Origin of the sequence: Acinetobacter seifertii (assembly GCF_000368065.1) — a bacterium.
In the GTDB taxonomy this organism is placed as follows: Bacteria; Pseudomonadota; Gammaproteobacteria; order Pseudomonadales; family Moraxellaceae; genus Acinetobacter; species Acinetobacter seifertii.
The window spans coordinates 1-26094 of record NZ_KB851204.1 but is presented as its reverse complement, the minus strand read 5'-3'; the positions used below and the strand labels follow the sequence as shown (position 1 = coordinate 26094).

Here is a 26094-nt window from a genome sequence, read left to right as displayed (position 1 = left end):
GCGTATATTAGCGCGTTTGTAAAACTTGTCAAACCCTAAGTGAATATTATCGTTCACTTTTAGATCATTTAAACATTTTTCATGATTTAGACTATAAGCACAGCCATAAAAAAGTTAAAAAGTTTATACTAGGCCCAATTTTTGCGGTGTTTTTTCCTAAATATGCAACTGTCTGACTTTTCCTTTGAATTACCTGATGAACTTATTGCCCGTTACCCTCTCGAATCACGGAGTGCTTCGCGGTTGTTGCACTTAGACTCAAAAGGTCAATATCACGATCACATGTTCACAGACATTATCGATCTGTTCGAAGAAGGTGATTTATTGGTGCTTAATGACACCAAGGTCATGAAAGCTAGACTTAAAGGAAAACGCTCTACAGGTGGTGCCATTGAGATTTTGGTTGAGCGTATGCTGAACCACACAACAGCATATTGCCATATCAAATCAAGTAACTCGCCTAAAGCAGGCGCCGAGCTTTTTGTTGGTGCAGATAATATTCCTGTGATTGTACGTGGCCGTCACGAAAACTTATTTGTGGTTGAGTTTTCACAGCCCATCTTGCCTGTTCTTGAGCAATATGGTCAGTTACCTATTCCGCCTTACTTTAACCGTGAAGCAGAAGAAATTGATACTGAACGCTATCAAACGGTTTTCCATAACCCTGAGAAAATTGCCAGTGTGGCTGCGCCAACTGCGAGCCTGCACTTTGACGAAGAGTTGTTAGCAAAGTTAGAGCAAAAAAATGTTCAAAAATCTTTTGTGACTTTACACGTCGGCGCTGGCACATTTATGCCTGTCCGTACTGATGACATTACCAATCATGTCATGCATAGTGAATGGTGCGACGTTCCTCAAGAAACCATTGATTTAATTTTGGCGACTAAAGCGCGCGGCAATAAAGTAATTGCTATCGGTACAACCGCAACACGTGCCTTAGAAAGTGCAGCTCAAGCACACGGCGGAAAAATCGCAGCTTGGACTGGCGACACGCAAATCTTTATCTATCCGGGCTATGAGTTCTGTATCGTAGACCGTTTAATTACTAACTTCCATTTACCTGAATCTACCCTACTCATGTTAGTTTCAGCATTATCGAATCGAGACAACATTTTGGCTGCCTATGAACATGCAGTTAAAAGCCACTATCGCTTCTTTAGTTATGGCGACGCAATGTTGATTGATAAATTAGAAGTTTAAAATTTATAAATGGGTTAAACCTTCTAAGTTAATTTTAGGTTTAACCCAGCCTCTATAATTAAAATAAAAATAGTCTTGGTATTTCTATTTATCTCTTTAAATTTAAAAGATAATCTAGAGTTAGCACTTTATGATAATCAACTCATTAATTTCATGCCAATTGATACCGTACAACAAGCACTTCATATAAGACGTAAAAAAAATGCACAGGTCTTTCGTAATATTGCTCGACTTTGGGACGCGGGACAAAAGTCACAAACAGATCAAGAGCTCTTAAACGCGTTACATCCATGGCGTGAAGATCATAACCTTCGTTTTGTTAATGTATTGCCGTTTTTGTTAGGTATTTGCAGTATTACGACTTTATTATTTGGATACTTTTTTCATCCTCATATTCAATATATTTTAAGTCTCCTATGGGCATTTTTAACTGGTTTTCTGGCCTATTTGCTCTATGAACCGCAAAAACCTCTAAGTGAAGTCATTCACTATTTAGAGCAGCGTATGACTGCTTTACGTTATGGCTTACAGTTTCAACACTTACCAGCTTATCTTCCAATTCAAGCCCAACCCATTTTAGTCTTGAGCAGACTAAAACAATATTTCCCATTGTTTAATCGAGGCAATGAAGCAAATGAAATTACTGAGTTTGCTTCAGTGACATGGAATGATGGCATTACAGATCATCAAGTCCTGCTATTTAAATATCACTATGTAAATAACTTACCTATTCTTCAAGATCAAAACAGCGATAAAAAAATAGTAAAAGAGATTCATAAAGATTTGTGGGGCGCTTTTATTTTTCAAATACCAGCCTTAGGTATTGCCGTAAGTAATCAACGTTCTCGCTTTTTTGCACCGTACTTAAGCGAATGGCAAAGTACCGATATTCTGATTAACCAAGAGCTCAATATCTTCGGTACTGACCAACACCAGTTAGCTAAAGAAATTAGCCCAAGTCTAACTTTAAAACTTCATGATTTTTTTCAACATTTTACCGGTGATTTAATTTATCATCATGAAGAGCAAATATTATGTTATCTCGGTGAGCAAGATCTTTTTCAAACCACCAGCAAACGTAGTGAAATTCATGATATTCCAGCATTACGTGGACATTTACGTACCATGACCATGCCACAATATGAAAAATTTCAACAATTCATGCTTAATTTAATTAAATAAATCTCTCGTAGTGCCGAACTAGCAACTTATTAAAAAAATAAGAAGTAAAAAGGTTCAATGAGAGAATAAAAATAAGAGGAGTGAAAATGAAAGGCTTATTCATTTTCTTGGGGATTTTCGTCGTACTGATTGCGTGGGGCATCCACATTCGTAACAACATAGTCCGTTATTTTAACGCGACCAAGCGCGCTTGGGCTGAGGTTGCAAATTTCGAACGCCAAAAAGTAAAAACACTTGAAGCACTAGAAAGCACACTAAATCAATATACTCAGTTTGAAAAATCGACTTTAGAAAAAGTGACTGCTTTACGTCAGCAAATTCTCAGTTTAAATGTCGACCATACTGATATTGCTCAATTACAGCAGATTGAAAAAATGAGCAAAGAGCTGATCCGTAGCCTAAATGTCGTGGTTGAAAACTATCCTGAACTAAAAGCAGATACGCTCTATAGCAAAATGATGGATGATATTCAGGAACAAAACGAAAATGTTGGCGCTGCTATCAGCATTTTTAACCGCAATGTTGAAGTATTTAACAACCAGATTGAAGTGTTCCCAAATAATCTGATTAATACAGTGACGTTATCTAAAAAAGCAATTCGTCCTTTCCGTGATAATTTGGCTACAGACAATTTTGACTACAAACCTAACTTTTAGTCTAAATAAAAAAGTGATCATTCAATCGGAAAATTGACCTATTTTATAGCCAGCTACATTTAGTAGTAGAACTACTTGGCAGAATCAAGGAAAATAGCCCTCTTATTTTTTAGGGCTATTTGTGTTTTTAAATTGGTCTTCCCGTTTTAAAAGCTCACAATGTTACAGCCCCTATTTAGCAGCGAACTGTTTTTTCGCCCTTGCACTGCCCTACGGTATTGCTTGCTATTGTTCAGGATTTTTAGATGAAGTTTGAAAAATTAGGTCAGTCGGGTCGTGCTCGTCGTGGTCGTTTAACTTTAGAACATGGTGTTGTTGAAACACCTGTTTTTATGCCAGTGGGGACTTACGGTACAGTCAAAGGCATGTTGCCGCGTGATATCGAAGATATTCAGGCACAGATTATTTTAGGTAATACGTTCCATTTATATTTGCGTCCGGGCCTTGAAGTAATCAAGCAACACGGCGGATTGCACGACTTTATTAAATGGAATAAGCCAATTTTAACTGACTCTGGCGGCTTCCAAGTATTTAGTCTTGGCGCTATGCGTAAAATTAAGGAAGAAGGTGTTACTTTCCGCTCGCCGATTGATGGTTCAAAAGTGTTTTTATCGCCTGAAATTTCAATGGAAATTCAGCATGTATTGAACTCTGACATCGTCATGATTTTTGATGAATGTACGCCTTATCCTGCTACACATGAAGAAGCACAAAAATCATTACAGCTTTCTTTGCGCTGGGCGAAGCGTTGTAAAACGCATCACCACGATGAGCTTAAAAATAAAAATGCCTTATTCGGCATTATTCAAGGCGGCATGTATGAAGACTTACGTGATGAGTCTTTAAATGGCTTACTTGAAGTTGGTTTTGATGGTTATGCAATTGGTGGTTTATCTGTAGGTGAACCAAAAGAAGAGATGATCAAAGTTTTAGATTATCTCCCAAACAAAATGCCAGCGGACAAACCTCGTTACTTAATGGGCGTAGGTAAACCTGAAGACATCGTTGAAGCCGTACGCCGTGGTGTCGATATGTTTGACTGCGTAATGCCGACTCGTAATGCACGTAATGGTCATTATTTTGTCACTGATGGTCTGGTACGTATTCGTAATAGTAAATATCGTCATGACCAAGGGCCTCTTGACCCACACTGCGATTGCTACACATGTAAGAACTTTACCCGTGCTTATCTGTTCCATCTTGAAAAATGTGGAGAGATGTTAGCATCTATGCTTGGTACCATTCATAACTTACGTTATTACCAACGTTTAACTGAAGGTATGCGTGATGCATTAGATAATGGCACTTTTGATGAATTTGTTCAGGACTTCTATGCCCGCCGCGGATTAGAAGTTCCACCTTGCCCTGTCGATGAATAAGCGAGATTTGCGCTCAACCGCAAGACAAGGTAAATTGCAAAACGAATTAGGATTATGTCAGGTATCTGACTCATATTTTTTAACTTTAGGAAATTAAAATGAGCTTGTTCATTTCTACTGCACATGCAGCTCCAGCAGCAGCCCAAAGCCCGGGTCTTTTGCCAAACATTTTGATGATTGTTGTATTCGTTGCAATCTTCTATTTCTTAATCTGGCGCCCTCAAGCAAAACGTGCAAAAGAACACCGTTCTTTAATCGAAAGCTTAGGTGTAGGTAGCGAAGTTGTTTTTGCTGGTGGTTTAATGGGCAAAGTAACCAAACTTGAAGGTGACTATGCGGTTGTTGAACTTAACCGTGGTGTAGAAGTAAAAATTCAGCGTGCCAGCGTAATTTCTGTATTACCTGAAGGCACTCTAAATAACCTTTAATCATAAAACAGTCGTGCTTTAGCACGGCTTTTTCATTTAAGAAGAAAGCGAATGCGTTACCCTGCATGGAAATATTTACTGATTCTGGTTGTTCTGGTAGTCAGTACATTATACGCACTGCCTAGTCTATATCCGGATGAGCCCGCAGTTCAAATTTCCGGTGCCAAAGCTGGTACCCAAATTGATCAAAGTGTGGTGCAAAAAGCAGAGCAAATTTTAAAAACAGCAAATATTGCGAGCCACGATAATACTTTTACAAATAATGCAGCTCTCTTGCGTGTCAGCTCTTCTGAAGCGCAGTTAAAAGCAAAAGAAGTATTACGCCGTGACTTAGGTGATCAATATGTTGTTGCCCTAAACCTTGCACCAACTACACCAGAATGGTTGCAAAAAATTGGGGCTAAACCAATGAAACTTGGTTTGGACTTACGTGGTGGTGTCCACTTCTTGCTAGAAGTAGATATGGACAAAGCCATTTCCCAACGTATGGAAACCTCTGCAACTGATTTGCGTCGTCAGTTCCGTGAAAACAAAATTAAATTTAACAACCTTGCGTTAAATAATAATGTGATCACTGTTCAATTTGCTGACAATGCTGATCGTGATGCAGCAATGGATTTTTTACGCCGTAATGGTAATGAATATACCCAACAGGCATTAGCGAGCACCACAGGTTCTACCTTAAAACTCACTTATACCGATGTACGCCGTCAAGAAATTCAGGCATATGCAGTCAATCAGAACTTAACAACACTACGTAACCGTATTAACGAACTTGGTGTTGCAGAAGCACTAGTACAAAGTCAGGGTAGCAACCGTATTGTCGTTGAATTACCGGGTGTTCAAGATACAGCAGAAGCTAAACGTGTTTTAGGCCGTACTGCTAACCTCGAATTCCGTTTGGTATCTGACTTAAATGATCAATATATTGACCCATATACGGGTAAATATAACGGTCAACCGTTACCTCCGGGTACAGAAGTTTTTGCTTATCAATCTTTAGATAGCGGTCGTCAACTTTTGTTGCAACGTAACCGTATCTTGACTGGTGAACGTGTTCAAAATGCGAGCTCTGGCTTTAGCCAAGACTCTGGCGGTGCCGAAGTAAATATTACGCTCGACAGTGCTGGTGGTAAGCTCATGTCAGATGCAACCCGTAATGCTGTTGGTAAACGCATGGCGGTATTGTTCATCGAAAACAAGCAAAAGATTAGCTACGTTACAGATCCAAAAACTGGTGCTCAAACAGAAGTTCGTACACCATATACCGAATCTGTCGTCATTAACGCTGCAACAGTTCAAGCTGTTTTAGGTTCAACTTTCCGTATTACTGGATTAAGTTCTCCTCAAGAAGCATCTGAACTTGCATTAATGCTTCGTGCTGGTGCTTTAGCTGCGCCAATGTACTTCGTTGAAGAACGTGTTGTTGGTCCAAGCCTTGGTCAAGAAAACATTGATAAAGGTGTACTTTCAACTCAAATCGGTTTCTTGCTTGTTGCAATCTGGATGATCGTGTTCTTCCGCGTATTCGGTTTAATTGCGAACTTTGCGCTTGTTGTTAACTTGGCAATGATTTTAACCGTGATGTCTTGGATAGGGGCTTCCCTCACCTTACCAGGTATTGCTGGTATCGTTATTACCATTGGTATGGCGGTCGATGCTAACGTACTGATATGTGAGCGTATTCGAGAAGAAATGCTCTGGGGTGCCTCACCCAAACAGGCCATTGTGGCAGGTTATGATCGAGCCTATAACACCATTTTTGACTCGAACTTAACCACGTTCCTCGTTGCATTCATTCTGTTTGCAATTGGTACAGGCCCAATTAAAGGTTTCGCCGTAACATTAATGATTGGTATTGTATGTTCGATGTTTACTGCAATTACAGTAACACGTGCAATCGTACAGCTCATTTATGGTAAACGCCGTAATTTGAAAAAGTTGAGCATTTAAGGAGATCTATGATGACTAAAGTGACTCAACAGCCTTCAAAACAATATGGTCGTCCGGATGATGCAAAAATCATCCCGTTCATGAAGATTGCTAAACCAGCGGCAATCTTCTCGATCCTCATTACTTTAGCGAGTATTTTCTTTATCGCGACTAAAGGTCTTAACTTAGGTTTGGACTTTACAGGTGGTGTCTCTGCCGAGCTTAACTATGCACAACCAGCAAATCAGTCTGACGTTATTCAGGCACTCGACAAAGCTGGTTTTAAAGATGCTGTAGTACAAACGCTAGGTAGTAATAAAGACTTACTCGTGCGTATGCCGGTACAAGAAGTTAAGGTTGAAGATCTTAATAACGCGATTACCAAAGCTGTGCAATTACCAAATAACGCTGCCGAAGTTCATAAAGTGGACTCTGTAGGCGGTCAAGTGGGTAATGAACTTTATGTTCGTTCGGCTGGAGCGGTTGCTCTTGCGCTTATCTTAATGTTGATCTACGTGACCATTCGCTTTGAGTTTAAACTCGCGATGGGTGCCGTAATGTCTTTATTCCATGACATCATCATCATCATTGGTGCATTTGCATTATTCCAATGGCCATTTGACCTAACAGTTTTAGCTGCGGTACTTGCGGTAATTGGCTTCTCGCTTAACGATAACATCGTGGTTTCAGACCGTATCCGTGAAAACTTCCGTAAGATTCGCGGCGCGACTCCACGTGAAATCGTTGATATTGCTTTAACTGAGACTTTACGTCGTACAGTTCATACCTCAATGACCTTATTGCTTGTTGTACTTGCAATGATGTTCTTGGGTGGTGATGGCTTACATTGGTTCTCTGTTGCAATGTTTGTGGGTGTCTTTGTGGGTACTTACTCTTCGATTTATATCGGTACAGCATTTGCGTTGTGGCGTGGTCTTAACCGTCAAGACTTTATCGTTCAGGTGAAACCTGAATTTGAAGATGAAATTCCTTGATTGTTAAACCAAAACATATAAAAAAAACCGCGATTTATTCGCGGTTTTTTTTATTAAGCTCAAAATTTATTTACGGCGTAATGCATCCGAAATAGCTTCAACCAATTGTTGAGAAATTTCTTGCTTAGATGCTTTCTCTAACTCACGCTTTTTCATATGGTAACTTTCAGCAAAGAAAACAGTCATCGCATTTTCATCCGAAGCAAAACCAATATCAGCACGAGAAACATCGTTACACGCAATCATATCTAATTTTTTAGCAACCAGTTTACCTGCTGCATATTCTTCAACATTCTGCGTTTCGGCAGCAAAGCCCACCATAAATGGACGTTTTTCCTGAGCTGCAATGGTTGCCACAATATCCGGATTTTTCACAAGGGAAACATTCAGTTCATCCCCTGCTTTCTTAATCTTGTGCTCAGCCACTTCAGCAACGCGATAATCGGCTACTGCTGCTGTCGCAATGAAAATATCACAACCAGTCTCAAGTGAGTTCATGCTGACATCCAACATTTGTCGTGCAGATGCAACGTTGACACGTTGAACACCGTTTGGTGTATCTAAACTTACAGGTCCGGCAACTAAAGTGACTTTTGCCCCTGCCGCATAACATGCAGCCGCTAAAGCAAAGCCCATTTTACCGGTACTATGGTTTGAGATATAACGAACTGGGTCAATCGCTTCGCGTGTTGGTCCAGCAGTAATCACAACTCGCTTACCAGCCAACAAACCAAATTTTTCAGCAATTGCACGTTGAGCTTGATGGAAATAACCAGCCACTTGACGGGCTATTTCTTCTGGCTCTGGCATACGGCCTAAACCGACATCACCACAAGCCTGTTCACCTGAATCTGGCATAATCACATGCACGCCATCTTCAACTAGCGTTTGCAAATTACGCTGAGTTGCTTTTGCAGCCCACATTTGCTGGTTCATCGCTGGAGCAACCCACACAGGTGCTTTAGTCGCTAAAAACAAAGTACTGAGTAAGTCATCTGCCAAACCATTAGCAAACTTAGCCAAGGTGTCACAGCTTGCAGGAGCAACCAGTAACAAATCAGCCCAACGAGCTAATTCAATATGACCCATTCCAGCTTCAGCCTCAGGGTCTAAAAGCTCGGTATGTACAGGATTTCCAGAAAGAGCCTGAAACGTTAGAGGGGTAATAAATGCTTGAGCTCCGTGTGTCATCACAACCCGAACGTCAAAACCATAATCTTTAAGACGACGGACCAAAATGGCACTCTTATAGGCAGCAATCCCACCTGTAACAGCTAAAACAATGTTTTTATGAGGAATAACACTTAAATCAAAGCTCACGAACAGGATACCTTACTGTTGCAGTGGCGCTCACAATAGCATTAAATACGCGCAGACCCAAGATTGATTGGGCAAACAAAATAAAATTTTAAGCAGAATATTGCTGGGGAATATGAATACTTCTATTAAAAATTGGCCAGAACAAGAACGGCCAAGAGAACGGTTATTACAACAAGGCCCACAAAGCCTCTCTGACTCTGAATTACTTGCGATCTTTCTTCGCTCAGGTTCACGTCAACATTCAGCAGTTGAACTCGCACGCTTACTGATTCAACAATTCGGAAGCCTCAATGCTGTTTTTGATGCATCTTTAAATGAATTGACTCAATTTAATGGTATTGGAGCCACCAAGTATTCGCAATTACTGGCCGTAAAAGAACTTGGACGGCGCTATCTCGATCATCACTTTCAGAAAAATAATCTTAGTCTTCATTCTTCTGATTTAGTTTTGGATTATTTGCGCTATGAATTAAAAGGTGAAAAACAAGAAGTCTTCGCAGTACTTTGCTTAGATGCTGAATTAAGAAAACTGCATTTTAAAAAATTATTTTTTGGATCAATTCAGCACTGTGCAGTCTCAGTGAATCAAACCTTACGTTATGCCTTACAACAACATGCTTGCCAATTAGTGATAGCACATAATCACCCATTTGGTTCTGCACAGCCATCTCCTGAAGATATTAAACTCACAGAGCAACTCCAGCAGGCTTGTCAGCTTGTTGAAATACGTTTACTGGACCATTTTATTATCTCACCAGAAGGGAGCTTTTCTTTTGCTGAACAACAACTGCTCAACCCTACCACGATAGCCGTTCAATGATATTGACAAAGCTTCACTAAGCTTAGAATATCAAAAACAAAAATAGCGACGTTTAAAATAAAATGATTGTCCGTGAACAGCCCAGTATTTTTAAAGTTTTATTCTCTTGGCGAGGGACGATATTACCTAAAATTTTGCCCTCTTTAGGAGTGGTAATGCTGATTTCGGCAATCATTGGTGGGGTTGAATATATTAATCTCTACCGTTTTCCGGAAATTCCTTTAGTTGGCTTCACCTTAATTGGCGTCGTACTTTCGATCTTTTTAGGTTTTAAAAATACAGCATGTTATGACCGTTGGTGGGAAGCACGAAAATTATGGGGTGTACTCATTGCGACTTCACGTCACTTTGACCGCGACTGTCGTATTTTAACTCAGGCCCGTCGTGAACGAGTCATTCACCACGTTATTGTGTTTGCAAATGTGTTACGTGACCGCTTACGTCGCCAAACAGCCAACCCAACCGAGTTAATACAAACCAGTGGCATGAGCCAACAAGCATTGACTCAGCTATACCAACAGAATAACGCGCCGCAATATACACTTAGCCTTATTCAGTGGGAATTATTACAAGCGCTTAAAGAAGGTGAAATCTCAGATATTATTTATGCTCAAATGAATAAAAATGTTGCAGATTTAAGTGTGGTACAGACTGGCTGTGACCGTATTGCAAATACGCCTATTCCTTTTGCTTATTCAGTTTTGCTCAACCGCACTGTTTACTTTTTCTGCTTTATGTTGCCATTTAGTTTGGGTTCTTTACTTGGATTAGCAACACCTTTACTGGTCGGAATTTTGGCATACACTTTCTTAGGTCTAGATGCTCTAAGCTCTGAAATCGAAGAGCCTTTTGGTACTCAAAGTAATGACTTACCCTTAGATGCAATGGTACGTAGTATTGAAATTGAACTTTTAGGGACGCTGGGTAAACCAACGCCTCCTCCAATTCAAGCTCAAGATAACAACTTGCTCTAGAGCTGTATTAGAGAAAACGCTCCCAAATACCCTGCTGGTCACTCTTTGGCTTAGGGGTGTTACCCAATTTAATCCATGGCATATTTTCACCATGAAAATCACTGCCAATTGAAACAGCCAAATGATGCTGATCAATCATACGATCAATCATTTGGCGAGTAGATAACGGATCTACAGGAGGCGGCAACTCTACAGCGTCTCCACCACAACTGGCAAATAACTCAATCAGATATCGCGTATTAGTTGCCGACAAATCATAACGAGTTGGATGAGCTAAAACTGCCAAACCCTTACTGTTATGAATGACCTCTATTGTTTCTTTTAAGCCCAATCCTTCAAACTTTACAAAGGCGCGCTTGCCTTCTTTTAAAAAACGATCAAAAGCTTGTTGAGGACGACTCACCACATTCTTTTCAACCAAGGTTTTGGCAATGTGGGTTCTGGTAATACGGTCTGGCTGATTTTCAACTTTATCAAGCACATCTTGATAAATATCAAAGCCAATACACTTTTTTAACAGTTCACAAATGACTTCTGCTCTTTGTGCTCTAATTCTTTTTTGTTGTTCTAATGCTTCTAAAATTGGTGCTTCATCTTGCATGTTTAAAGCCACAATATGCACGCCATAGCTTTTTTTTGTGCTTGGTCTAGACCATTGGCTTGAAATCTCTACACCAGAAATAATTTGTAAATCATGAGTTTGCGCAGCATTTCTCGCACGTTGCAAGCCGTCCATTGTGTCGTGATCCGTGAGTGCTAAAGTATTCAACTTCACATCCACAGCAGCTTGCACCAACAATTCCGGAGACAAAGTTCCATCAGAAATATTGCTATGTGTATGTAAATCTATGCCTTGCATCTTTTATACTATGCCATTCACCAAACCTGATCAGATACTCTAACATGAAAGCACTTCTGGACTTTGTTCCATTAATTATTTTCTTCTATTTATATAAAACTGTTGATCCTGCAAATGCTCATCACCCGTTGCTTAAACTGATCGGTTCCGCTGGCGGTGTAAATAACAATAATATTCTTGTCGCAACAACAGGCCTAATTATTTCAATGCTTGTGGTATATGGCGCCTTATTTATTTTCCAAAAATTCCGTCTAGATAAACAACAATGGTTTGTATTGTTTATGACCGTTATTTTTGGTGGTATTACGCTCATGTTAAGCGATGATTTTTATATTCGTTTAAAAGCTGCAATTTTGAACTTGGTATTTGCTGGTGCTTTCTTGGTTTCACCTTGGTTTGGTAAAGAACGTAAGCCGCTTATTAAACGATTATTTGACCCGATTTTAGACCTAAGCGAAAAAGCTTGGAAAAACTTAAATTTTGCTTGGGCTGCAATGTTTGTGGTCATGTCTGGTTTACATATTTTCTTCGCGTTTTTATTTCACGGCGGAAAATATTGGGGCGAATTTACCGCATTTGGTGACATGATCGTCATGTTTTCATTTATCATTATTCAGTTCATTATTTTACGTAAACATTTTAAGTCACCAGAAGCTTAATGTTATTTCGGTTTGATTATAGAGATACGATGACATGCCTTTTTTTGTTCTAAGCTGTACCGATAACGAAGGAACTCTAGAGAAACGTTTAGCAGTTCGCCCTCAACACATCGAACGTTTACAAAAGCTTGATGATGAAGGTCGTCTTGTTGCCGCTGGAGCTATGCCTAAAGATCCGAATGACCCTCAGGCTGGTTTTTATGGTAGTACTATGATCGTAGAGTTTGATAGCCGTGAAGCTTTAGATGAATGGTTAAAAGAAGAACCATTCCTGAAAGAAGGTATCTATAGCCATATTGATGTCAAACCGTTTAATAAAGCATTTCCAAAAGGGTAAACGCATGCAGCTTGCAACCAAAAGCTTTCTTGGCTTGTGTTTGATATGTTCAACTGCTGGCGCAGTTGAACCTGCTGCGACACCAGCAACACCAACAACTGCACCTTCAACTCAGGCTGCCAAACCAGCACCTACTTCTGTAACTGTAGCTAAACCTGCGGCTACCACGACGGCAGCTACAACACAGCCGCTTACAGCAGAACAAATCGCAAAGAATAAGCAGCAGCAAGATGCAAAAATCAAAGCTTTAGTTCAAGATCAAGCATCTCGCCTTAAACAGCTAGAACATGCAAACCTTGAAGCACTTGCACAAAACCAAGAGTTACAGCTAAAGAACGATAACTTGTCTGTTCAGGTACAAGTTTTACAGAGCGAACGTAGCGCACAAATGTTTTTATATGGTGCGGTAACTCTAGCGGGTGGCGTACTCCTTGGTTTCTTTATCGCTAGTTATATTCATACAAAACGTCGTCGTCAGTGGTAAACCTGAGCGACTTATTAAACCGAATGAACAAATCAAATCGTATACAAACTGCTGAGCTGGATTGGGTATCTATTGATGATATTGAGGTGCCCATTTCCAAACAATTTGGTGATGTCTATTTTTCTAAAGATAATGGTCTACTTGAAACAAGACATGTATTTTTAAATGGCAATGACCTATCAGAACGATTAGCCAATTTACAAGACTTTGAATATTTTAGTGTAGGAGAAACCGGGTTTGGTACTGGTTTAAATATTCTTGCACTCTGGCAGCTTTGGCAACAGGTCCGTCCTAATAATCACAGCCATTTACATGCAATTAGTGTAGAAAAATTTCCATTAAGTAAAACAGACCTCATTCGTGCTCTCAATGTATGGGATGAACTTAAACCGCTCGCTAAACAACTTATTGAACAATATCCGTTACCTCTGGCTGGCTGCCATCGTTTAAGTTTTCCCGAGGAACGTTTTAGCATCGACCTATGGTTAGGAGATGCGCAAGATATTTTTCCAAGTATGGTAAAAACGAAAGCAGTGAATGCTTGGTTCCTAGATGGTTTTGCACCTTCGTGTAATCCAGACATGTGGGAACAAAACGTTTTAAACAATATTGTTCGTCTTTCTGACTACGGCACTACCTTTGCCTCATTTAGTGTAGCGGGTGTTCTCAAACGTGGACTAAAAGCCCATGACATTGATATTTCACGTCCTCGCGGCTTCGGGCATAAACGTGAAATGCTTAAAGCAGTGTGGAAAGAACCGTTAAGTGAAGACACTGCACTAGAACCAGATAACCATACTTTCAATTTTAAACAGCAGCATATTGCCGTTATTGGCGCAGGAATTGCTGGTTTAAGCACAGCATGGGCTTTTGCTGAGCGTGGGCACCAAGTTACCCTATTCGAGCGTACATCACCTTTATCAGGAGCTTCTGGCAACCCTCTAGCATTGCTCAACCCAAAGCTCTGCCCAATTGAACAAAGTCATGAGCATCTAATGACTTTAAGCTGGCAACATGCGCTGAATTTCTATAAAAAATTTCAAGCATTTCGCCCAATTCAAATACAGCAAATGGCATTAAAAAATGCCCAAGATCTTCTCGATCTTGCCGATCAATATCCTGCTGATATTGTTACGCATCAAACAAGCTCACTTGAATCGGACTATCCCCATATTGTATTAAATGAGGCTGGAGCAGTTTCTCCACACCAGTTACGTGATGAAATTTTGCAGCATTCAGGTATTGAATTAAAAATTGCTAATATCACGGCACTCACATCTTTTGACAATACAGTTCAATTAAAGACTAATAATGATGTTATTGCAGAGGCAGATCATGTTGTGGTGTGCTGTGCCCGAGAAAGTGCCGCTTTATTTGAGAACTATCCCCCTTTAAAGCCAATACGTGGACAAGTGAGCTGGGTCAATAACTCTTTTGCACCTCTACCTTTGCATCAAGCGTATAGCTATGGTGGCTACTGCATGCAGCTTGACTCTTCTCAACTCATTTTAGGGGCATCTTTCTATCCGAACCGAGAAGATCAAGATGTACTTAGCGATGATCATGTGCATAACTTTGAATTAATCCACAGCATCTTCCCTACTTATGCAAAACAATTGCCACCTGTAGAACAATGGCAAGGTCGAGCAGCGGTTCGAGCCCAAAGCCCAGATTATTTCCCAGTGATAGGTAAAATGCAGAGTGAAAGTCGTATTTCAACTTTTGCAGGCTTAGGATCAAAAGGTTTTCTATTTGCACCGCTTTGCAGTGAAGTACTTGTAGCGGAAATTTTAGAAGAGACTTGTCCTGTCCCGGAAAGTCTATTACAGAAATTAAGTACTCGACGCTTTCAAAAGAAAGTTAAACCAAAGAAACCTTATTTTAAATCTCAATAGTGCGCTTGAGAAAATTTGGTTCCAATAAAAAAAGCACCCGAAGGTGCTTTTTTTTATGCGCCCTGCTCTAGAGGTAAACCTGCATCACGAGCTGCACGCGTCCCCCCCATCAGCACGACATATTCACGCGAGGCATCTAAGTCTTCTAGTTTCTCAGCTGCACGAGGAGCTTTGCTACCACCACCACATAAAATATAAATCGGCTGATCCGCAGCGACTTGGCCCAAAATATCAGCATTTAAATCATTAATCGGGCGACTTATCGCACCTTTAACATGCCCTTCTGCATAAGCACTTGAATCACGGACATCCCAGATAACAGCATTTTCTGGGAACTCAAATGTTGTAATTTCTTGTTTACGGATCATTGTGCACTCCTTTGATGTAAACAACACTTGGCAAATGAAGAAAACCCTCTTAGCATCTCAAATATTCTTTCACTTTGTAAAGGTCTAAACCATGCCTTCTTTCGATATTGTTTCTGAATTAGAGTTATTTGAAGTTAATCATGCGGTTCAAAACACACAAAAAGAGATTGCAACACGCTTTGACTTCCGTGGTCACGATGTTTCTATCGAACTAAACGAAAAAAATAAAGAGATTAAAATCAGCACTGAAAGCGATTTCCAGTGTGAACAAGTTTATAACATGTTAGAAAACCATTTTTATAAACGTAAAATTGATGTGCAAGCATTAGATCCGCAAAAAGCTGCCGCTTCAGGTAAAAATTTTGTACAAGTCATTAAACTTAAAGATGGCCTTGACTCTGATACAGCAAAAAAAATTAATAAAGCCATTAAAGAAAGCGGCGTTAAAGTGCAATCTTCTATTCAAGGCGACAAAATCCGTGTAACCGATAAAAAACGTGACACTTTACAACAAGTCATGACTTTTTTACGTGAACAACAATTTGGTGTGCCATTACAGTTTAATAACTTTAAAGATTAATATCTTTTAGTGACATTCAAAGTTAAGGTAATCCCATGTCTCAATCCAATCGACTATTAAAGCTGGTAAAAGCAACTTCAAAATTTCCTAAAGGTGTTCGAAGTACGCTTTGGAGCAAGGCATTTGGCCGTATTGTGCCAATGGTGGGTACAGCCAATATTCGCTATCTAGAAGTAGATGTAAACCATGTGACTGTTCGCTTAGAAAACCAGAAAAACATGCAGAACCATATTAAAGGTGTTCATGCTGCTGCAATGGCACTTTTAGCAGAGACTGCAACAGGTTTTTTAACGGGTTTACATATTCCTGATAACCGTATTTTATTAATCAAATCATTACATGTTGATTATTTAAAAGTGGTTGAAGGTGGTTTAACAGCAACAGCTACGCTCTCTATCGAACAGCAAAAATACATTGCTGATCATGAAAAAGGCGAACTTGTCATTCCTGTTAGAGTTATTGATGATGCAGGTAATGAACCAATCCAATGCCAAATGCTCTGGGCATGGTTACCTAAACGTAAGAAATGATAACTAATTTAAAATATTTTTAGATTGTTATTTACCTCAAGATATAAAACTACAAATTTATATCTTGAGGTCACAATGAAAAGAACACTGATTCTATCCTCGTTATTTACCAGTTTTATATTTACAGCAGTGGCTACTCAAGCTGCCGAACCTACAAACAAAACCAGTAAAATTATTCAAACTAAAACTGAAGCAGCAGATAAAATAAGCGCCCAGAATAAAAAAATCGTAACCGATTTCTATGAAGGTGTCTTTTTAAAACATCAAGTTAAAGAATATGCCGACCGTTATATTGGTCATGAATATATACAACATAACCCTAATGTTCCTGATGGGAAAGCACCATTCGTTAATTTCTTTACTGAGAAATTCCAGAAAAATCCACAAGCAAAAAATGAAATTAAGCGTGCAATCGCAGAAGGCAACTTGGTTGTTTTACATGTCCATTCTACTGAAAACGAAAAAGATCGAGGCAGAGCAATTGTTGATATTTTCCGGGTAGAAAATGGAAAAATCGTAGAGCATTGGGATGTGATACAAAACATTCCAGAGCAAAGTAAAAACTCTAATACAATGTTTTAGTGACAAAAATTAAAGCCTGAATACTGATATTCAGGCTTTATAATACGTTTTATTGAGTTTCTAAAAACTTTTGTTTCGCCTCTTCTGGAATTTGGCGCTTGTTACCTTTTACATCAACAGCGACAAAAGTGAAGACCCCTTCGGTAATACGAATTGGAGCACGAGAATCATCATGACTATCCCAAACTTCAATTTGCATTTGAATAGAGGTATTACCCACTTTTAAGATTTTGGTATAGCAGCTAATCACAAAGCCTACTTTTACCGGAACCAAAAAGGTCATCTGATTAATGGAAATCGTAGCACAACGTCCACGACTAAAACGCTCCGCGTGAATTGCTCCAGCCAAGTCCATTTGTGACACGATCCACCCACCAAACACATCACCACTCCAGTTTGTATCTGCTGGCATGGCAATCGTTTGTAAGGATAAAATTCCTTCTGGTTTGGTATAAGCTTCTGACACCTTAGCTCCCGAAATTCGTTTGAAGTTGTTGATCCAGCCACTGTTGCAATTCAGGCGCGCGTAATGCGCCGCTCATTCGAGCAACTTCTGTGGTTTTATTCATTAATACAAGGGTAGGAATACTTCTCACATTAAATGCTTGGCTTAAGCGAGGAGACTCTTCGGTATTAATCTTGGCAAAAATGACACGTGGATTCTGTTTTGCAACTTGTGCAAAATGTGGTGCCATCATTTTACAAGGTCCACACCATTCTGCCCATAAATCTATCAAAATAGGCAGATCACTATTCGTGATATAGTTGCTAAAGTTTTGTTCATTTAACTCAATCGGTGCAAGCGGAAGTAATGGCTGATGGCATTGGCCACAACTCGGTTGCGCGCTAAGTTTTTCCTCTGGCACTCTATTTTTTGCACCACACGATGCACATACAATAATCATTTACATCACTCCTATATGCTGATGTAAAAATTCTAATTGGGTCGTCACTGCTTTTTCAAACCATGAGCCATGATAAATATCAAAATGTTTCATGTCCCATTCATGATAACTCACAAAAGGTGCAATATTAGTCGCAGCTTCACGACTCGACTCAATCGGGATCAAAGAATCATGCTGAGCAGCAATAAATAAAACGGGAATATTAATCTGACGTACGAGTTGAATTGGACGGTAACGCATCAAATTAAAAAATACACGCGCTGGGACTTCCCCACTCCAATAATAATCAGGATTTACAATCGACAAATACCCATAGTAACTATCTGCTGTTGGCATAAAACATAATTTAAGTTGATCAACAACAGGTAATCTCTTTGGATTAAGGCCCATTTTTGAACCCATATAATCTTGGCTCGATAGCTTCAAAGCTTGGGGGTAACGCTGTAAGGGATATAGTTTTGCAGTTTCTGCACCATCTACATGATCCTAGACAGTATCGTGGACAACAAATCCCTCTAAATTCTTAAAATATTTCTTCTCAAAGGCTTCAGGGCTTAACCAGCCATTTGCAGAATGTCTTCTGACCCGATTGTAATAAATCTCAATATAGTCAAACAAGACAGCATTCGCTTCTTTTCGAGTGGCAAACACACTGCCATGGACCACATGACCTTTCAATGTATGAAAGAAGCTTTCAGTCACTGCATTATCCCAACAGTTTCCACGTCTAGACATACTCTGAGTACAATCATTTGTCAGTAACAGCGCTCTAAAATCACGACTACAGTACTGTGAACCTTGGTCCGAATGAACCATAACACCAGTTGGATAACCCTGACGAGCCATTGCATAGTTAAACGTATCACACACCAACTGGCGGTCTATTCGATGGCTGGTTTGCCACCCCACGATACGACGACTAAATAGATCCAGCATCACACATAAATACAGCCAACCTTGCTTGGTACGGATATAGGTAATATCCGTTGTCCAAACCTTGTTAGGCTGAATGACTGTAAATTGACGCTCTAACAGATTGGGTGCTGTAGGCAAACGATGGTTTGAATCAGTCGTATGCTTGTATTTACGCGCAATCCTGCTGCGTAAACCCAGATTTTTCAGCATTCTTCCAACAGTGCGTTCACTCATGCTGTAACCTAAATCATGCATGTCATGTACCAATGAAGGTGCACCCAATCGTGCATGATGCTGCCAATATACGGCTTTTAAATCATTATATTTCTCTACCGTATTGGCCTGACGTTTTCGCCAGGCATAATAGCCTGAAGTGCTGACACCTAGGTATTTACAGGCAGAAGATACCGTGACTTCATTCATATCTAGATCTTGAATTACCGTGTACTTTTCTTGGCATGATCTGTTAGAAAGTACACATGCGCTTTTTTTAAGATGTCATTGGCTTCCTTGAGCTGTTTGACTTCTTTCTCTAATTCCAAGATCCGCTGTTGTTCTGGTGAAAGTTGACGTTTGCTTGAACCCACTGGATTGGTTTCACGAATCCATTTGTCTAAAGTTGAATAACCCACACCTAATTTCTGGGCGATTGCAGCTATAGGCTCGTGTGAGTTTGAAAGTGCATAATCAATTGCTTGCTGTTTAAATTCAGCACTAAAACGTTTGGCCATTTCTTGGATCTCCAAAGTTAACGTTACGTTATCTTTAGAGGGAAGTACTGTCCATTATTTTGGCTAGGATCAACATATGGAATTTGTACCATAATGGCCTGAATATTTTTCAGTTCAGAAGCTAGACTTAAAGCATATCCTCCACTTAAAGATGTGCCCCACAAAACAATTCTTCGATTATCTATTAATTTACAGGTAGACGCGTATTGAATAATGGTCTTCCAGTCTTCAAGTTGAGAATTGATAGAAATCATCTCTCGTGGCTTACCTGTACTCCCTCCCCAGTATCGATAATCAAATAAAATAACGGCATAGCCTGCCTGAGCAAAACGCTGGGCATATTGGATAAGCTTGAATTGACGTAATCCGGCAAAACCATGTGCCATGATAATTACCGCAGATTTATTATTTGTTTTTGGAATATAAAAGTCAGCTGCGATCATTTCATGATCACATGGAACATATAAAGGCTCAACCGTATAAGCGTGCATATGTGCTCCGTGGCATTATGGTCGAAGTAATGAATTTACAAAAAACATCCTGATCGCCTTTTAAAAATCTATAGCTGTTCTTTTACATAATTTTTATCTATGTAGGAACAACGTTTTAGTGTCTTGTATCTCAGGTTAAGCTTAATGCTATGATACAGCATAAGAGGTTTTATTAAATTTTGGAGTGACGAAATGTCAGATAATGTTGGTTTCGCAGGTCAAATTGGTCCAGAACATGTGGAACAAGTTGTAGAAAAAGGATTTAAATCTATTATAAATAACCGTCCTGACATGGAAGGCGGTCCAGAGCAACCAACAAGTGCTCAAATTGAAGAAGCAGCACGTCAAGCAGGTCTAGATTACGTTTACCAACCTGTAGTTGCAGGTCAAATTACTGAGCTTGATGTCCGTACTTTTGCAAATCACTACAATGAACTTCCAAAACCTGTACTTATGTTCTGCCGTACAGGAAACCGTTCAAACAATCTTTATCAATTAGCCAAACAAATGGATTTGTTAGACGATTAATTCTTTGAATACAATTATTAAAGGCTCTATTTTCGAGTAAAAATAGAGCCTTTTTTTAATAAAAGAATATATATAACTGCATCAATTCAACAGATATAAAAACGGTCTTCAGCTAAAGTATTTAAATCATTTTAAATTTTTCAGTTTTATTATGAATAAACTTATATTCTTACTGGTAAGTTGCCTCATTCTAAGTGCATGCTCATCTATGCAGGTTCGACCCACAGTCGGTGTAAGTATGGGTACACACCTTTAAAAAAGAAGCAGCTTAAATGCTGCTTCTTTTTATATTAATTACCATTTGAACAGTTTAGATCTGTTCCATATGGGCTTAATATATTCGGAGCAATAAGATCACTTACAGTAACATCTTTAGTTAAATAACCTAAAGTCAAAGATGTAGATCCTTTTAGCAAACTTCCCGAAACTGTAGATTTAGCAGTTAACTGAACAGTTAACCAAGATGCATAAATTTTAGGGTATTGAATCTTAAGATCAAAACGACCATTTCCATCTGTTGTGTATTTATTATTAGTTGCAGCAGTACCTGCACTATTAATATACGATACAACTTGAACTGTAGAATTTTCTTTAAGCGGCTTTAATTGATTAATAACCTCACCGTTAACATTTACAGCTTGAACTGGTGACGTACAAGCAACTCTAGAAACTGGTAAATATTCATCTGGCTTACCATCTGCAGGAGTAGACGTGTCAACAAAAGCAAATTGCCCCTTATAATAAGCAAGTGCATTAACACCCATTGTTACATCTTGATTTGGTATTGGCTTACCGTCAACATCAGTTACTTGTACTGAGATATTCTTATAGTAGTAAACTCCATCACTCGAGTCTTCCATCGTTGTTGGATTATATGCTACAGAAATAGCTCCTACGGCTGTTGGTACATCAGAATTAACAACATCAAGTTTATAAGTATAAACTTTCGTTGATTGACCAAAATTAGCTTCTAAAACAAGATCATCTGTCACAAATTGAGCAGCACTATATGATGAAGCTCTTTGATTTTCACTAAAAGATAAAGTATAGGTTATCTGACCATTGGCATCAGTTTGAGTCGCATTTGGTGTAAATTTGACACCATTTGAGACTGAGTTTTTAACTTTAAGTGTAATTGCTTGGTTGGCTAAAGTTGCCCCATTTGCATCTACAGCCGTCAATGTAACTGTTGTCTGATCCCCTCTAACGTTTAGAGATGTTTTTGTCGCATCAAACAATACAATACTCGTAGTATCAGCTTCAACAGTACTATTACTACCCGTTACAGTTACAGTTTGCTCTTGAGTAAGGCTACCATTATTTGTAGATGCTTTTAATTTAAAACCATTTTTCACCAAATCATTTATTGAACTTGATGTTTTTGGTGTTTTTATAATATATACAGCGTTACCTGCTGCATCTGTAGTTTGGACCGATGTTCCTTCTATAATTACATTATTTGTTGGATCATCTATGTTCAAAGTAACTTTAGCGCCAGCAATGCCACCTTTATTTGCATCTAAAGCTCTAACGGTCACAGTTAAAGTATCATTCGTTGCCGCAACTGATAATTTATCTAGTTCTATCTTTAAAGCTGCAGCATTTGCTACTTGCTGCGATCCACTATTATCACTTCCAGATGAGGAATTACTACTATTTGATGAACCACTCTGGTAATAACCATCGCCACCTCCCCCGCCACAACTTGCTAACATAATTGATACAGCAATAGCCGACAACTTCAAGGTAAGTTGTTTTTTATACATACTTTTCATTTCCCCAATCTTTCCTAAAGGTATAAGATTTTTTAATTATTTATATTATTAGTGTAATCATATTCACCACACTCTGTAAACATAAATTACATTATGTTCTCTTGTGTAACTTGTTAAATGAAAAATTTATAAATACTAGGATTTATAATGTTCGATATCATTATCATTGGTGCTGGTACAGCTGGTATTAGTGCTTATAAAGAAGCAGTGAAATACACAAACAATATTTTAATTATAAATGAAGGACCATGGGATACCACTTGCGCACGTGTAGGCTGCATGCCAAGTAAAGTCTTAATTTCTACTGCAAATCGTATGTATGACATACAAAATGCTCAAAAAGTTGGGTTGAATGCTTCAGTAGATATTAATACTGATCAGGTTATGGAACATGTAAGAACCTTACGTGACCGTTTTACGAAGGCGACCCTTAAAGATGTAGAGCAATGGCCAACTGAACATAAAATTTCAGGTAAAGCACGTTTTATTGATTCAAAAACTATTGAAGTGAATGATAAACAATATCAATCAAAAAGCTTTATTCTAGCAGTAGGCTCTACACCTAATTATGACCAAGCTTGGAAAAAAGAATTAGGTGACCGTTTTATCACTACAGATCAAATTTTTGAATTAGAAAAGCTACCTAAATCTATTGCCATTATTGGAAGTGGTGTAATTGCCCTCGAGATTGCACAAGCCTTACACCATTTAGGTGTAGAAACAAATATATTTGCACGAAGTAAAAGAATTGGGATATTTACTAGCTCTAAATTACAGCAATTTGCTCAAGAAGAACTAGGGAAAGAATTAAAGATTTTATTTGAGACATTACCGACCGAAGTAAAGTCTACTTCTGATGGTGTTATATTAAATTATAAAGTTGACGAAAAAGAAAAAACTATTCAAGCTGAGTATGTGTTATCTGCAACAGGTCGTTCAAGCCTACTTGATACTCTAAAGCTAGATAATATTGATAAATCTTTTATTGATATTAAGTTGTTACCCATAGATGCAAAGACAAAACAGTTAGATAAGTATCCAATTTTTATTGTAGGAGATGCTTATACTTCAACACCCTTACAACATGAAGCAGCGCATGAAGGGAAAAAAGTTGTTTATAACTGTCTAAATTATCCACAGATTAATTCGGTTAAGACACTTACTCCATTGGGAATTGTTTTTAGTCATCCTGAAATGGCGATTGTCGGGCAAAGTTATAAACAATTAAAAGATAACGGTATAGATTTTATTACAGGTGAAGCCTCTTATGAACGGCAAGGAAGAGCTATAGTTCTTGGAAAAAATAGAGGTGCTATTGAGGTTTATATAGAAAGAGAAAGCCAAAAACTTCTTGGTGCTGAATTATTTACAGAAGCAACAGAACATATGGCGCATTTGTTAAGCTGGATTATTGGTGAAGGATTAACTTTAAATGATATTCTAGAGAAGCCTTTCTATCACCCTACTTTAGAAGAAGGTCTCCGCACTGCTCTAAAACATGCACGTAGACAGTTAAAATAATACTTTTAGAAGAGCTTTCTTAATTTTAAAGTTAGCTCTTATTCATTTATCATTAAACATTTGAATAAGATCAGTCCATAATTTCTTTATAAATTGAATTAAATTTAATCTCTAAAGGATTAGTAATTAACTTTCCGCTTTTCTTCCGCGCAATAAGCAACACCCCGGACTCTATTGAGACCGGGGTGTTTGAATAATGAGCTGGCGATGACTTACTCTCACATGGGTAACCCCACACTACCATCAGCGCTAAGAGGTTTCACTTCTGAGTTCGGGAAGGGATCAGGTGGTTCACTCTTGCTATGGTCGCCAACACAACTGTTTATGGATACTTGCTTTGGTCTTATTGTTTGCCGAAGCGTTTTCCAAATCTTTACAGATTGGGCTGATTGAATCTGACTTGTTCATTTTATCTAGTGTTGTAACTAAATCAAGTTGGTTTGTAGATTTATGAATCGATTGATGCTTTATATACAACTGCTTGGGTGTTGTATAGTCAAGCCTCACGAGCAATTAGTATTGGTCAGCTTCACATATCACTATGCTTCCACATCCAACCTATCAACGTCCTAGTCTCGAACGGCTCTTTAGAGGAATAAATTCCTAGGGAAATCTTATCTTGAGGTAGGCTTCCCGCTTAGATGCTTTCAGCGGTTATCCCTTCCGAACATAGCTACCCGGCGATGCGACTGGCGTCACAACCGGTACACCAGAGGTTCGTCCACTCTGGTCCTCTCGTACTAGGAGCAGATCCTCTCAAATTTCCAGCGCCCACGGTAGATAGGGACCGAACTGTCTCACGACGTTCTAAACCCAGCTCGCGTACCTCTTTAAATGGCGAACAGCCATACCCTTGGGACCTGCTTCAGCCCCAGGATGAGATGAGCCGACATCGAGGTGCCAAACACCGCCGTCGATATGAACTCTTGGGCGGTATCAGCCTGTTATCCCCAGAGTACCTTTTATCCGTTGAGCGATGGCCCTTCCATACAGAACCACCGGATCACTAAGACCTACTTTCGTACCTGCTCGACTTGTGGGTCTCGCAGTTAAGCGCGCTTTTGCCTTTATACTCTACGCGTGATTTCCGACCACGCTGAGCGCACCTTCGTACTCCTCCGTTACTCTTTAGGAGGAGACCGCCCCAGTCAAACTACCCACCAGACACGGTCCTCGTCCCGGATAACGGGACAGAGTTAGAACCTCAACATTACCAGGGTGGTATTTCAAGGACGGCTCCATTGGAACTAGCGTTCCAACTTCAAAGCCTCCCACCTATCCTACACAAGTAAGGTCAAAGTTCAGTGTCAAGCTGCAGTAAAGGTTCACGGGGTCTTTCCGTCTAGCCGCGGGTACACTGCATCTTCACAGCGATTTCGATTTCACTGAGCCTCTGCTGGAGACAGCGCCGCCATCATTATGCCATTCGTGCAGGTCGGAACTTACCCGACAAGGAATTTCGCTACCTTAGGACCGTTATAGTTACGGCCGCCGTTTACTGGGGCTTCGATCAAGAGCTTCGCTTACGCTAACCCCATCAATTAACCTTCCAGCACCGGGCAGGCATCACACCCTATACGTCCACTTTCGTGTTTGCAGAGTGCTATGTTTTTAATAAACAGTTGCAGCGGCCTGGTTTCTGCGGCTGTCATCAGCTCAGGAAGCAAGTTCCATCACCAACAACAGCGTACCTTCTCCCGAAGTTACGGTACCATTTTGCCTAGTTCCTTCAGCAGAGTTCTCTCAAGCGCCTTGGTCTACTCGACCTGACCACCTGTGTCGGTTTCGGGTACGATTCCTGTGTAACTGAAGCTTAGAGACTTTTCCTGGAAGCATGGTATCAGCCACTTCACTGTACAAGTACAGCTTGCTATCGGATCTCAGTATAGAGTACCCCGGATTTGCCTAAGATACATACCTACATCCTTCCACCTGGACAACCAACGCCAGGCTGACTTAACCTTCTCCGTCCTCTCATCGCATTACACAGAAGTATTGGAATATTAACCAATTTCCCATCGACTACGCCTTTCGGCCTCGCCTTAGGG

At 39.6% G+C, this 26094-nt stretch carries 25 protein-coding genes, 2 rRNA genes and 2 pseudogenes; 18 read left to right on the top strand and 11 right to left on the bottom strand.

The window, feature by feature from the left end; all coding sequences use genetic code 11:
• The first annotated feature begins 162 nt into the window (after positions 1-162).
• The 7 genes from queA (at position 163) to secF (ending at position 7772) form a co-directional block, all read left to right on the top strand.
• A complete protein-coding gene (gene queA / locus F985_RS22705) occupies positions 163-1200 on the top strand; it encodes a tRNA preQ1(34) S-adenosylmethionine ribosyltransferase-isomerase QueA (RefSeq protein ID WP_004705663.1) in 1038 nt (345 codons plus the stop codon).
• A gap of 153 nt (positions 1201-1353) precedes the next feature.
• On the top strand, positions 1354-2382 hold the full coding sequence (locus tag F985_RS22700; RefSeq protein WP_025469249.1) for a hypothetical protein: 1029 nt from the start codon (positions 1354-1356) through the stop codon (positions 2380-2382).
• Between the two features lie 86 nt (positions 2383-2468).
• The gene (locus tag F985_RS22695; RefSeq protein WP_004705661.1) at positions 2469-3038 is read left to right on the top strand and encodes a LemA family protein; all 570 of its coding nucleotides are present in this window, start codon (positions 2469-2471) and stop codon (positions 3036-3038) included.
• Positions 3039-3283: 245 nt separating this feature from the next.
• A complete protein-coding gene (tgt, locus tag F985_RS22690) occupies positions 3284-4417 on the top strand; it encodes a tRNA guanosine(34) transglycosylase Tgt (RefSeq protein ID WP_004705660.1) in 1134 nt (377 codons plus the stop codon).
• Between the two features lie 98 nt (positions 4418-4515).
• Positions 4516-4845 carry a preprotein translocase subunit YajC gene (gene yajC, locus F985_RS22685; protein WP_000051669.1) on the top strand — a complete coding sequence of 110 codons (330 nt, stop codon included), beginning with the start codon at positions 4516-4518 and terminating at the stop codon, positions 4843-4845.
• A 51-nt stretch (positions 4846-4896) separates the two neighbouring features.
• The gene (gene secD / locus F985_RS22680) at positions 4897-6798 is read left to right on the top strand and encodes a protein translocase subunit SecD (RefSeq protein ID WP_004705659.1); all 1902 of its coding nucleotides are present in this window, start codon (positions 4897-4899) and stop codon (positions 6796-6798) included.
• Positions 6799-6806: 8 nt separating this feature from the next.
• Positions 6807-7772: a protein translocase subunit SecF gene (gene secF, locus F985_RS22675; protein WP_025469248.1), complete on the top strand. Its 966-nt coding sequence runs from the start codon at positions 6807-6809 to the stop codon at positions 7770-7772.
• A 66-nt stretch (positions 7773-7838) separates the two neighbouring features.
• Here secF and coaBC read toward each other — a convergent pair whose 3' ends face one another.
• Entirely contained in the window at positions 7839-9092 is a 1254-nt protein-coding gene (gene coaBC / locus F985_RS22670; protein ID WP_004705657.1) for a bifunctional phosphopantothenoylcysteine decarboxylase/phosphopantothenate--cysteine ligase CoaBC, read from the bottom strand.
• 100 nt (positions 9093-9192) lie between these two features.
• Here coaBC and radC point away from each other — a divergent pair, with 100 nt between their 5' ends.
• Positions 9193-9912 carry a RadC family protein gene (gene radC / locus F985_RS22665; RefSeq protein ID WP_081401426.1) on the top strand — a complete coding sequence of 240 codons (720 nt, stop codon included), beginning with the start codon at positions 9193-9195 and terminating at the stop codon, positions 9910-9912.
• A 62-nt stretch (positions 9913-9974) separates the two neighbouring features.
• Positions 9975-10886 (top strand): bestrophin family protein, encoded by a 912-nt coding sequence (locus F985_RS22660; RefSeq protein WP_004711921.1) that lies wholly within the window; start codon positions 9975-9977, stop codon positions 10884-10886.
• A 7-nt stretch (positions 10887-10893) separates the two neighbouring features.
• Here F985_RS22660 and F985_RS22655 read toward each other — a convergent pair whose 3' ends face one another.
• Complete coding sequence (locus F985_RS22655; RefSeq protein ID WP_004705654.1) at positions 10894-11745, bottom strand: PHP domain-containing protein; 852 nt, start codon at positions 11743-11745, stop codon at positions 10894-10896.
• A 44-nt stretch (positions 11746-11789) separates the two neighbouring features.
• Between F985_RS22655 and F985_RS22650 the strand changes: the two genes are divergently transcribed.
• Genes F985_RS22650 through mnmC form a run of 4 tightly spaced genes read left to right on the top strand, consistent with a single transcriptional unit; the run spans position 11790 to position 15120 of the window.
• The gene (locus tag F985_RS22650; RefSeq protein WP_004705653.1) at positions 11790-12404 is read left to right on the top strand and encodes a septation protein IspZ; all 615 of its coding nucleotides are present in this window, start codon (positions 11790-11792) and stop codon (positions 12402-12404) included.
• Between the two features lie 34 nt (positions 12405-12438).
• Complete coding sequence (locus F985_RS22645; RefSeq protein ID WP_002051453.1) at positions 12439-12741, top strand: YciI family protein; 303 nt, start codon at positions 12439-12441, stop codon at positions 12739-12741.
• A 4-nt stretch (positions 12742-12745) separates the two neighbouring features.
• The gene (locus F985_RS22640; RefSeq protein ID WP_004705652.1) at positions 12746-13225 is read left to right on the top strand and encodes an SH3 domain-containing protein; all 480 of its coding nucleotides are present in this window, start codon (positions 12746-12748) and stop codon (positions 13223-13225) included.
• A gap of 23 nt (positions 13226-13248) precedes the next feature.
• Positions 13249-15120 (top strand): bifunctional tRNA (5-methylaminomethyl-2-thiouridine)(34)-methyltransferase MnmC2/FAD-dependent 5-carboxymethylaminomethyl-2-thiouridine(34) oxidoreductase MnmC1, encoded by a 1872-nt coding sequence (mnmC, locus tag F985_RS22635; protein ID WP_004705650.1) that lies wholly within the window; start codon positions 13249-13251, stop codon positions 15118-15120.
• 53 nt (positions 15121-15173) lie between these two features.
• On the opposite strand, the gene F985_RS22630 is transcribed toward mnmC, so the two are convergent.
• Positions 15174-15488, bottom strand: a complete 315-nt coding sequence (locus F985_RS22630; RefSeq protein WP_004705648.1) for a rhodanese-like domain-containing protein — start codon at positions 15486-15488, stop codon at positions 15174-15176.
• Positions 15489-15579: 91 nt separating this feature from the next.
• Here F985_RS22630 and F985_RS22625 point away from each other — a divergent pair, with 91 nt between their 5' ends.
• From F985_RS22625 to F985_RS22615, 3 genes are all read left to right on the top strand, one after another.
• A complete protein-coding gene (locus F985_RS22625) occupies positions 15580-16068 on the top strand; it encodes a YajQ family cyclic di-GMP-binding protein (protein ID WP_002051423.1) in 489 nt (162 codons plus the stop codon).
• A 35-nt stretch (positions 16069-16103) separates the two neighbouring features.
• A complete protein-coding gene (locus F985_RS22620) occupies positions 16104-16598 on the top strand; it encodes a DUF4442 domain-containing protein (RefSeq protein ID WP_004705647.1) in 495 nt (164 codons plus the stop codon).
• Between the two features lie 75 nt (positions 16599-16673).
• Positions 16674-17180 (top strand): nuclear transport factor 2 family protein, encoded by a 507-nt coding sequence (locus F985_RS22615; protein ID WP_004705646.1) that lies wholly within the window; start codon positions 16674-16676, stop codon positions 17178-17180.
• Positions 17181-17229: 49 nt separating this feature from the next.
• Here F985_RS22615 and F985_RS22610 read toward each other — a convergent pair whose 3' ends face one another.
• The 5 genes and pseudogenes from F985_RS22610 to F985_RS22585 form a co-directional block, all read right to left on the bottom strand.
• Positions 17230-17646, bottom strand: a complete 417-nt coding sequence (locus tag F985_RS22610) for an acyl-CoA thioesterase (protein WP_002051216.1) — start codon at positions 17644-17646, stop codon at positions 17230-17232.
• 1 nt (position 17647) lies between these two features.
• Positions 17648-18085 carry a thioredoxin TrxC gene (gene trxC / locus F985_RS22605; RefSeq protein ID WP_002051446.1) on the bottom strand — a complete coding sequence of 146 codons (438 nt, stop codon included), beginning with the start codon at positions 18083-18085 and terminating at the stop codon, positions 17648-17650.
• A pseudogene (locus tag F985_RS22600) lies at positions 18086-18568 on the bottom strand (alpha/beta hydrolase); the annotation flags it as partial.
• Between the two features lie 3 nt (positions 18569-18571).
• Positions 18572-19731, bottom strand: a protein-coding gene (locus F985_RS22595; protein WP_085945698.1) for an IS3 family transposase whose coding sequence is annotated in 2 segments (ribosomal slippage) — positions 18572-19497 and positions 19497-19731 — 1161 coding nt in all. Because the reading frame shifts where the segments join, the coding sequence is not laid out codon by codon here.
• A 32-nt stretch (positions 19732-19763) separates the two neighbouring features.
• A pseudogene (locus tag F985_RS22585) lies at positions 19764-20222 on the bottom strand (alpha/beta hydrolase); the annotation flags it as partial.
• A gap of 192 nt (positions 20223-20414) precedes the next feature.
• On the opposite strand from F985_RS22585, the gene F985_RS22580 reads away from it, so the two are divergent.
• The gene (locus F985_RS22580) at positions 20415-20750 is read left to right on the top strand and encodes a protein tyrosine phosphatase family protein (RefSeq protein WP_004705641.1); all 336 of its coding nucleotides are present in this window, start codon (positions 20415-20417) and stop codon (positions 20748-20750) included.
• A 290-nt stretch (positions 20751-21040) separates the two neighbouring features.
• Here the strand turns inward: F985_RS22580 and F985_RS22575 are convergent, their stop codons facing one another.
• Positions 21041-22525, bottom strand: a complete 1485-nt coding sequence (locus tag F985_RS22575; RefSeq protein WP_004705640.1) for an Ig-like domain-containing protein — start codon at positions 22523-22525, stop codon at positions 21041-21043.
• A gap of 147 nt (positions 22526-22672) precedes the next feature.
• On the opposite strand from F985_RS22575, the gene F985_RS22570 reads away from it, so the two are divergent.
• A complete protein-coding gene (locus F985_RS22570) occupies positions 22673-24046 on the top strand; it encodes a dihydrolipoyl dehydrogenase (protein ID WP_004705639.1) in 1374 nt (457 codons plus the stop codon).
• A gap of 199 nt (positions 24047-24245) precedes the next feature.
• On the opposite strand, the gene rrf is transcribed toward F985_RS22570, so the two are convergent.
• Both rrf and F985_RS22560 read right to left on the bottom strand, forming a co-directional pair.
• A 5S ribosomal RNA gene (gene rrf, locus F985_RS22565) occupies positions 24246-24360 on the bottom strand.
• A gap of 178 nt (positions 24361-24538) precedes the next feature.
• Positions 24539-26094 (bottom strand): 23S ribosomal RNA (locus F985_RS22560); the annotation flags it as partial.

Excerpts from the sequence above, each read along its gene's own strand:
- queA (WP_004705663.1), top strand. The coding sequence starts at position 163 with ATGCAACTGTCTGACTTTTCCTTTGAATTACCTGATGAACTTATTGCC.
- F985_RS22700 (WP_025469249.1), top strand. The coding sequence starts at position 1,354 with ATGCCAATTGATACCGTACAACAAGCACTTCATATAAGACGTAAAAAA.
- F985_RS22695 (WP_004705661.1), top strand. The coding sequence starts at position 2,469 with ATGAAAGGCTTATTCATTTTCTTGGGGATTTTCGTCGTACTGATTGCG.
- tgt (WP_004705660.1), top strand. The coding sequence starts at position 3,284 with ATGAAGTTTGAAAAATTAGGTCAGTCGGGTCGTGCTCGTCGTGGTCGT.
- yajC (WP_000051669.1), top strand. The coding sequence starts at position 4,516 with ATGAGCTTGTTCATTTCTACTGCACATGCAGCTCCAGCAGCAGCCCAA.
- secD (WP_004705659.1), top strand. The coding sequence starts at position 4,897 with ATGCGTTACCCTGCATGGAAATATTTACTGATTCTGGTTGTTCTGGTA.
- secF (WP_025469248.1), top strand. The coding sequence starts at position 6,807 with ATGATGACTAAAGTGACTCAACAGCCTTCAAAACAATATGGTCGTCCG.
- F985_RS22660 (WP_004711921.1), top strand. The coding sequence starts at position 9,975 with ATGATTGTCCGTGAACAGCCCAGTATTTTTAAAGTTTTATTCTCTTGG.
- F985_RS22655 (WP_004705654.1), bottom strand. The coding sequence starts at position 11,745 with ATGCAAGGCATAGATTTACATACACATAGCAATATTTCTGATGGAACT.
- F985_RS22650 (WP_004705653.1), top strand. The coding sequence starts at position 11,790 with ATGAAAGCACTTCTGGACTTTGTTCCATTAATTATTTTCTTCTATTTA.
- F985_RS22645 (WP_002051453.1), top strand. The coding sequence starts at position 12,439 with ATGCCTTTTTTTGTTCTAAGCTGTACCGATAACGAAGGAACTCTAGAG.
- F985_RS22640 (WP_004705652.1), top strand. The coding sequence starts at position 12,746 with ATGCAGCTTGCAACCAAAAGCTTTCTTGGCTTGTGTTTGATATGTTCA.
- mnmC (WP_004705650.1), top strand. The coding sequence starts at position 13,249 with ATGAACAAATCAAATCGTATACAAACTGCTGAGCTGGATTGGGTATCT.
- F985_RS22630 (WP_004705648.1), bottom strand. The coding sequence starts at position 15,488 with ATGATCCGTAAACAAGAAATTACAACATTTGAGTTCCCAGAAAATGCT.
- F985_RS22625 (WP_002051423.1), top strand. The coding sequence starts at position 15,580 with ATGCCTTCTTTCGATATTGTTTCTGAATTAGAGTTATTTGAAGTTAAT.
- F985_RS22620 (WP_004705647.1), top strand. The coding sequence starts at position 16,104 with ATGTCTCAATCCAATCGACTATTAAAGCTGGTAAAAGCAACTTCAAAA.
- F985_RS22615 (WP_004705646.1), top strand. The coding sequence starts at position 16,674 with ATGAAAAGAACACTGATTCTATCCTCGTTATTTACCAGTTTTATATTT.
- trxC (WP_002051446.1), bottom strand. The coding sequence starts at position 18,085 with ATGATTATTGTATGTGCATCGTGTGGTGCAAAAAATAGAGTGCCAGAG.
- F985_RS22580 (WP_004705641.1), top strand. The coding sequence starts at position 20,415 with ATGTCAGATAATGTTGGTTTCGCAGGTCAAATTGGTCCAGAACATGTG.
- F985_RS22575 (WP_004705640.1), bottom strand. The coding sequence starts at position 22,525 with ATGAAAAGTATGTATAAAAAACAACTTACCTTGAAGTTGTCGGCTATT.
- F985_RS22570 (WP_004705639.1), top strand. The coding sequence starts at position 22,673 with ATGTTCGATATCATTATCATTGGTGCTGGTACAGCTGGTATTAGTGCT.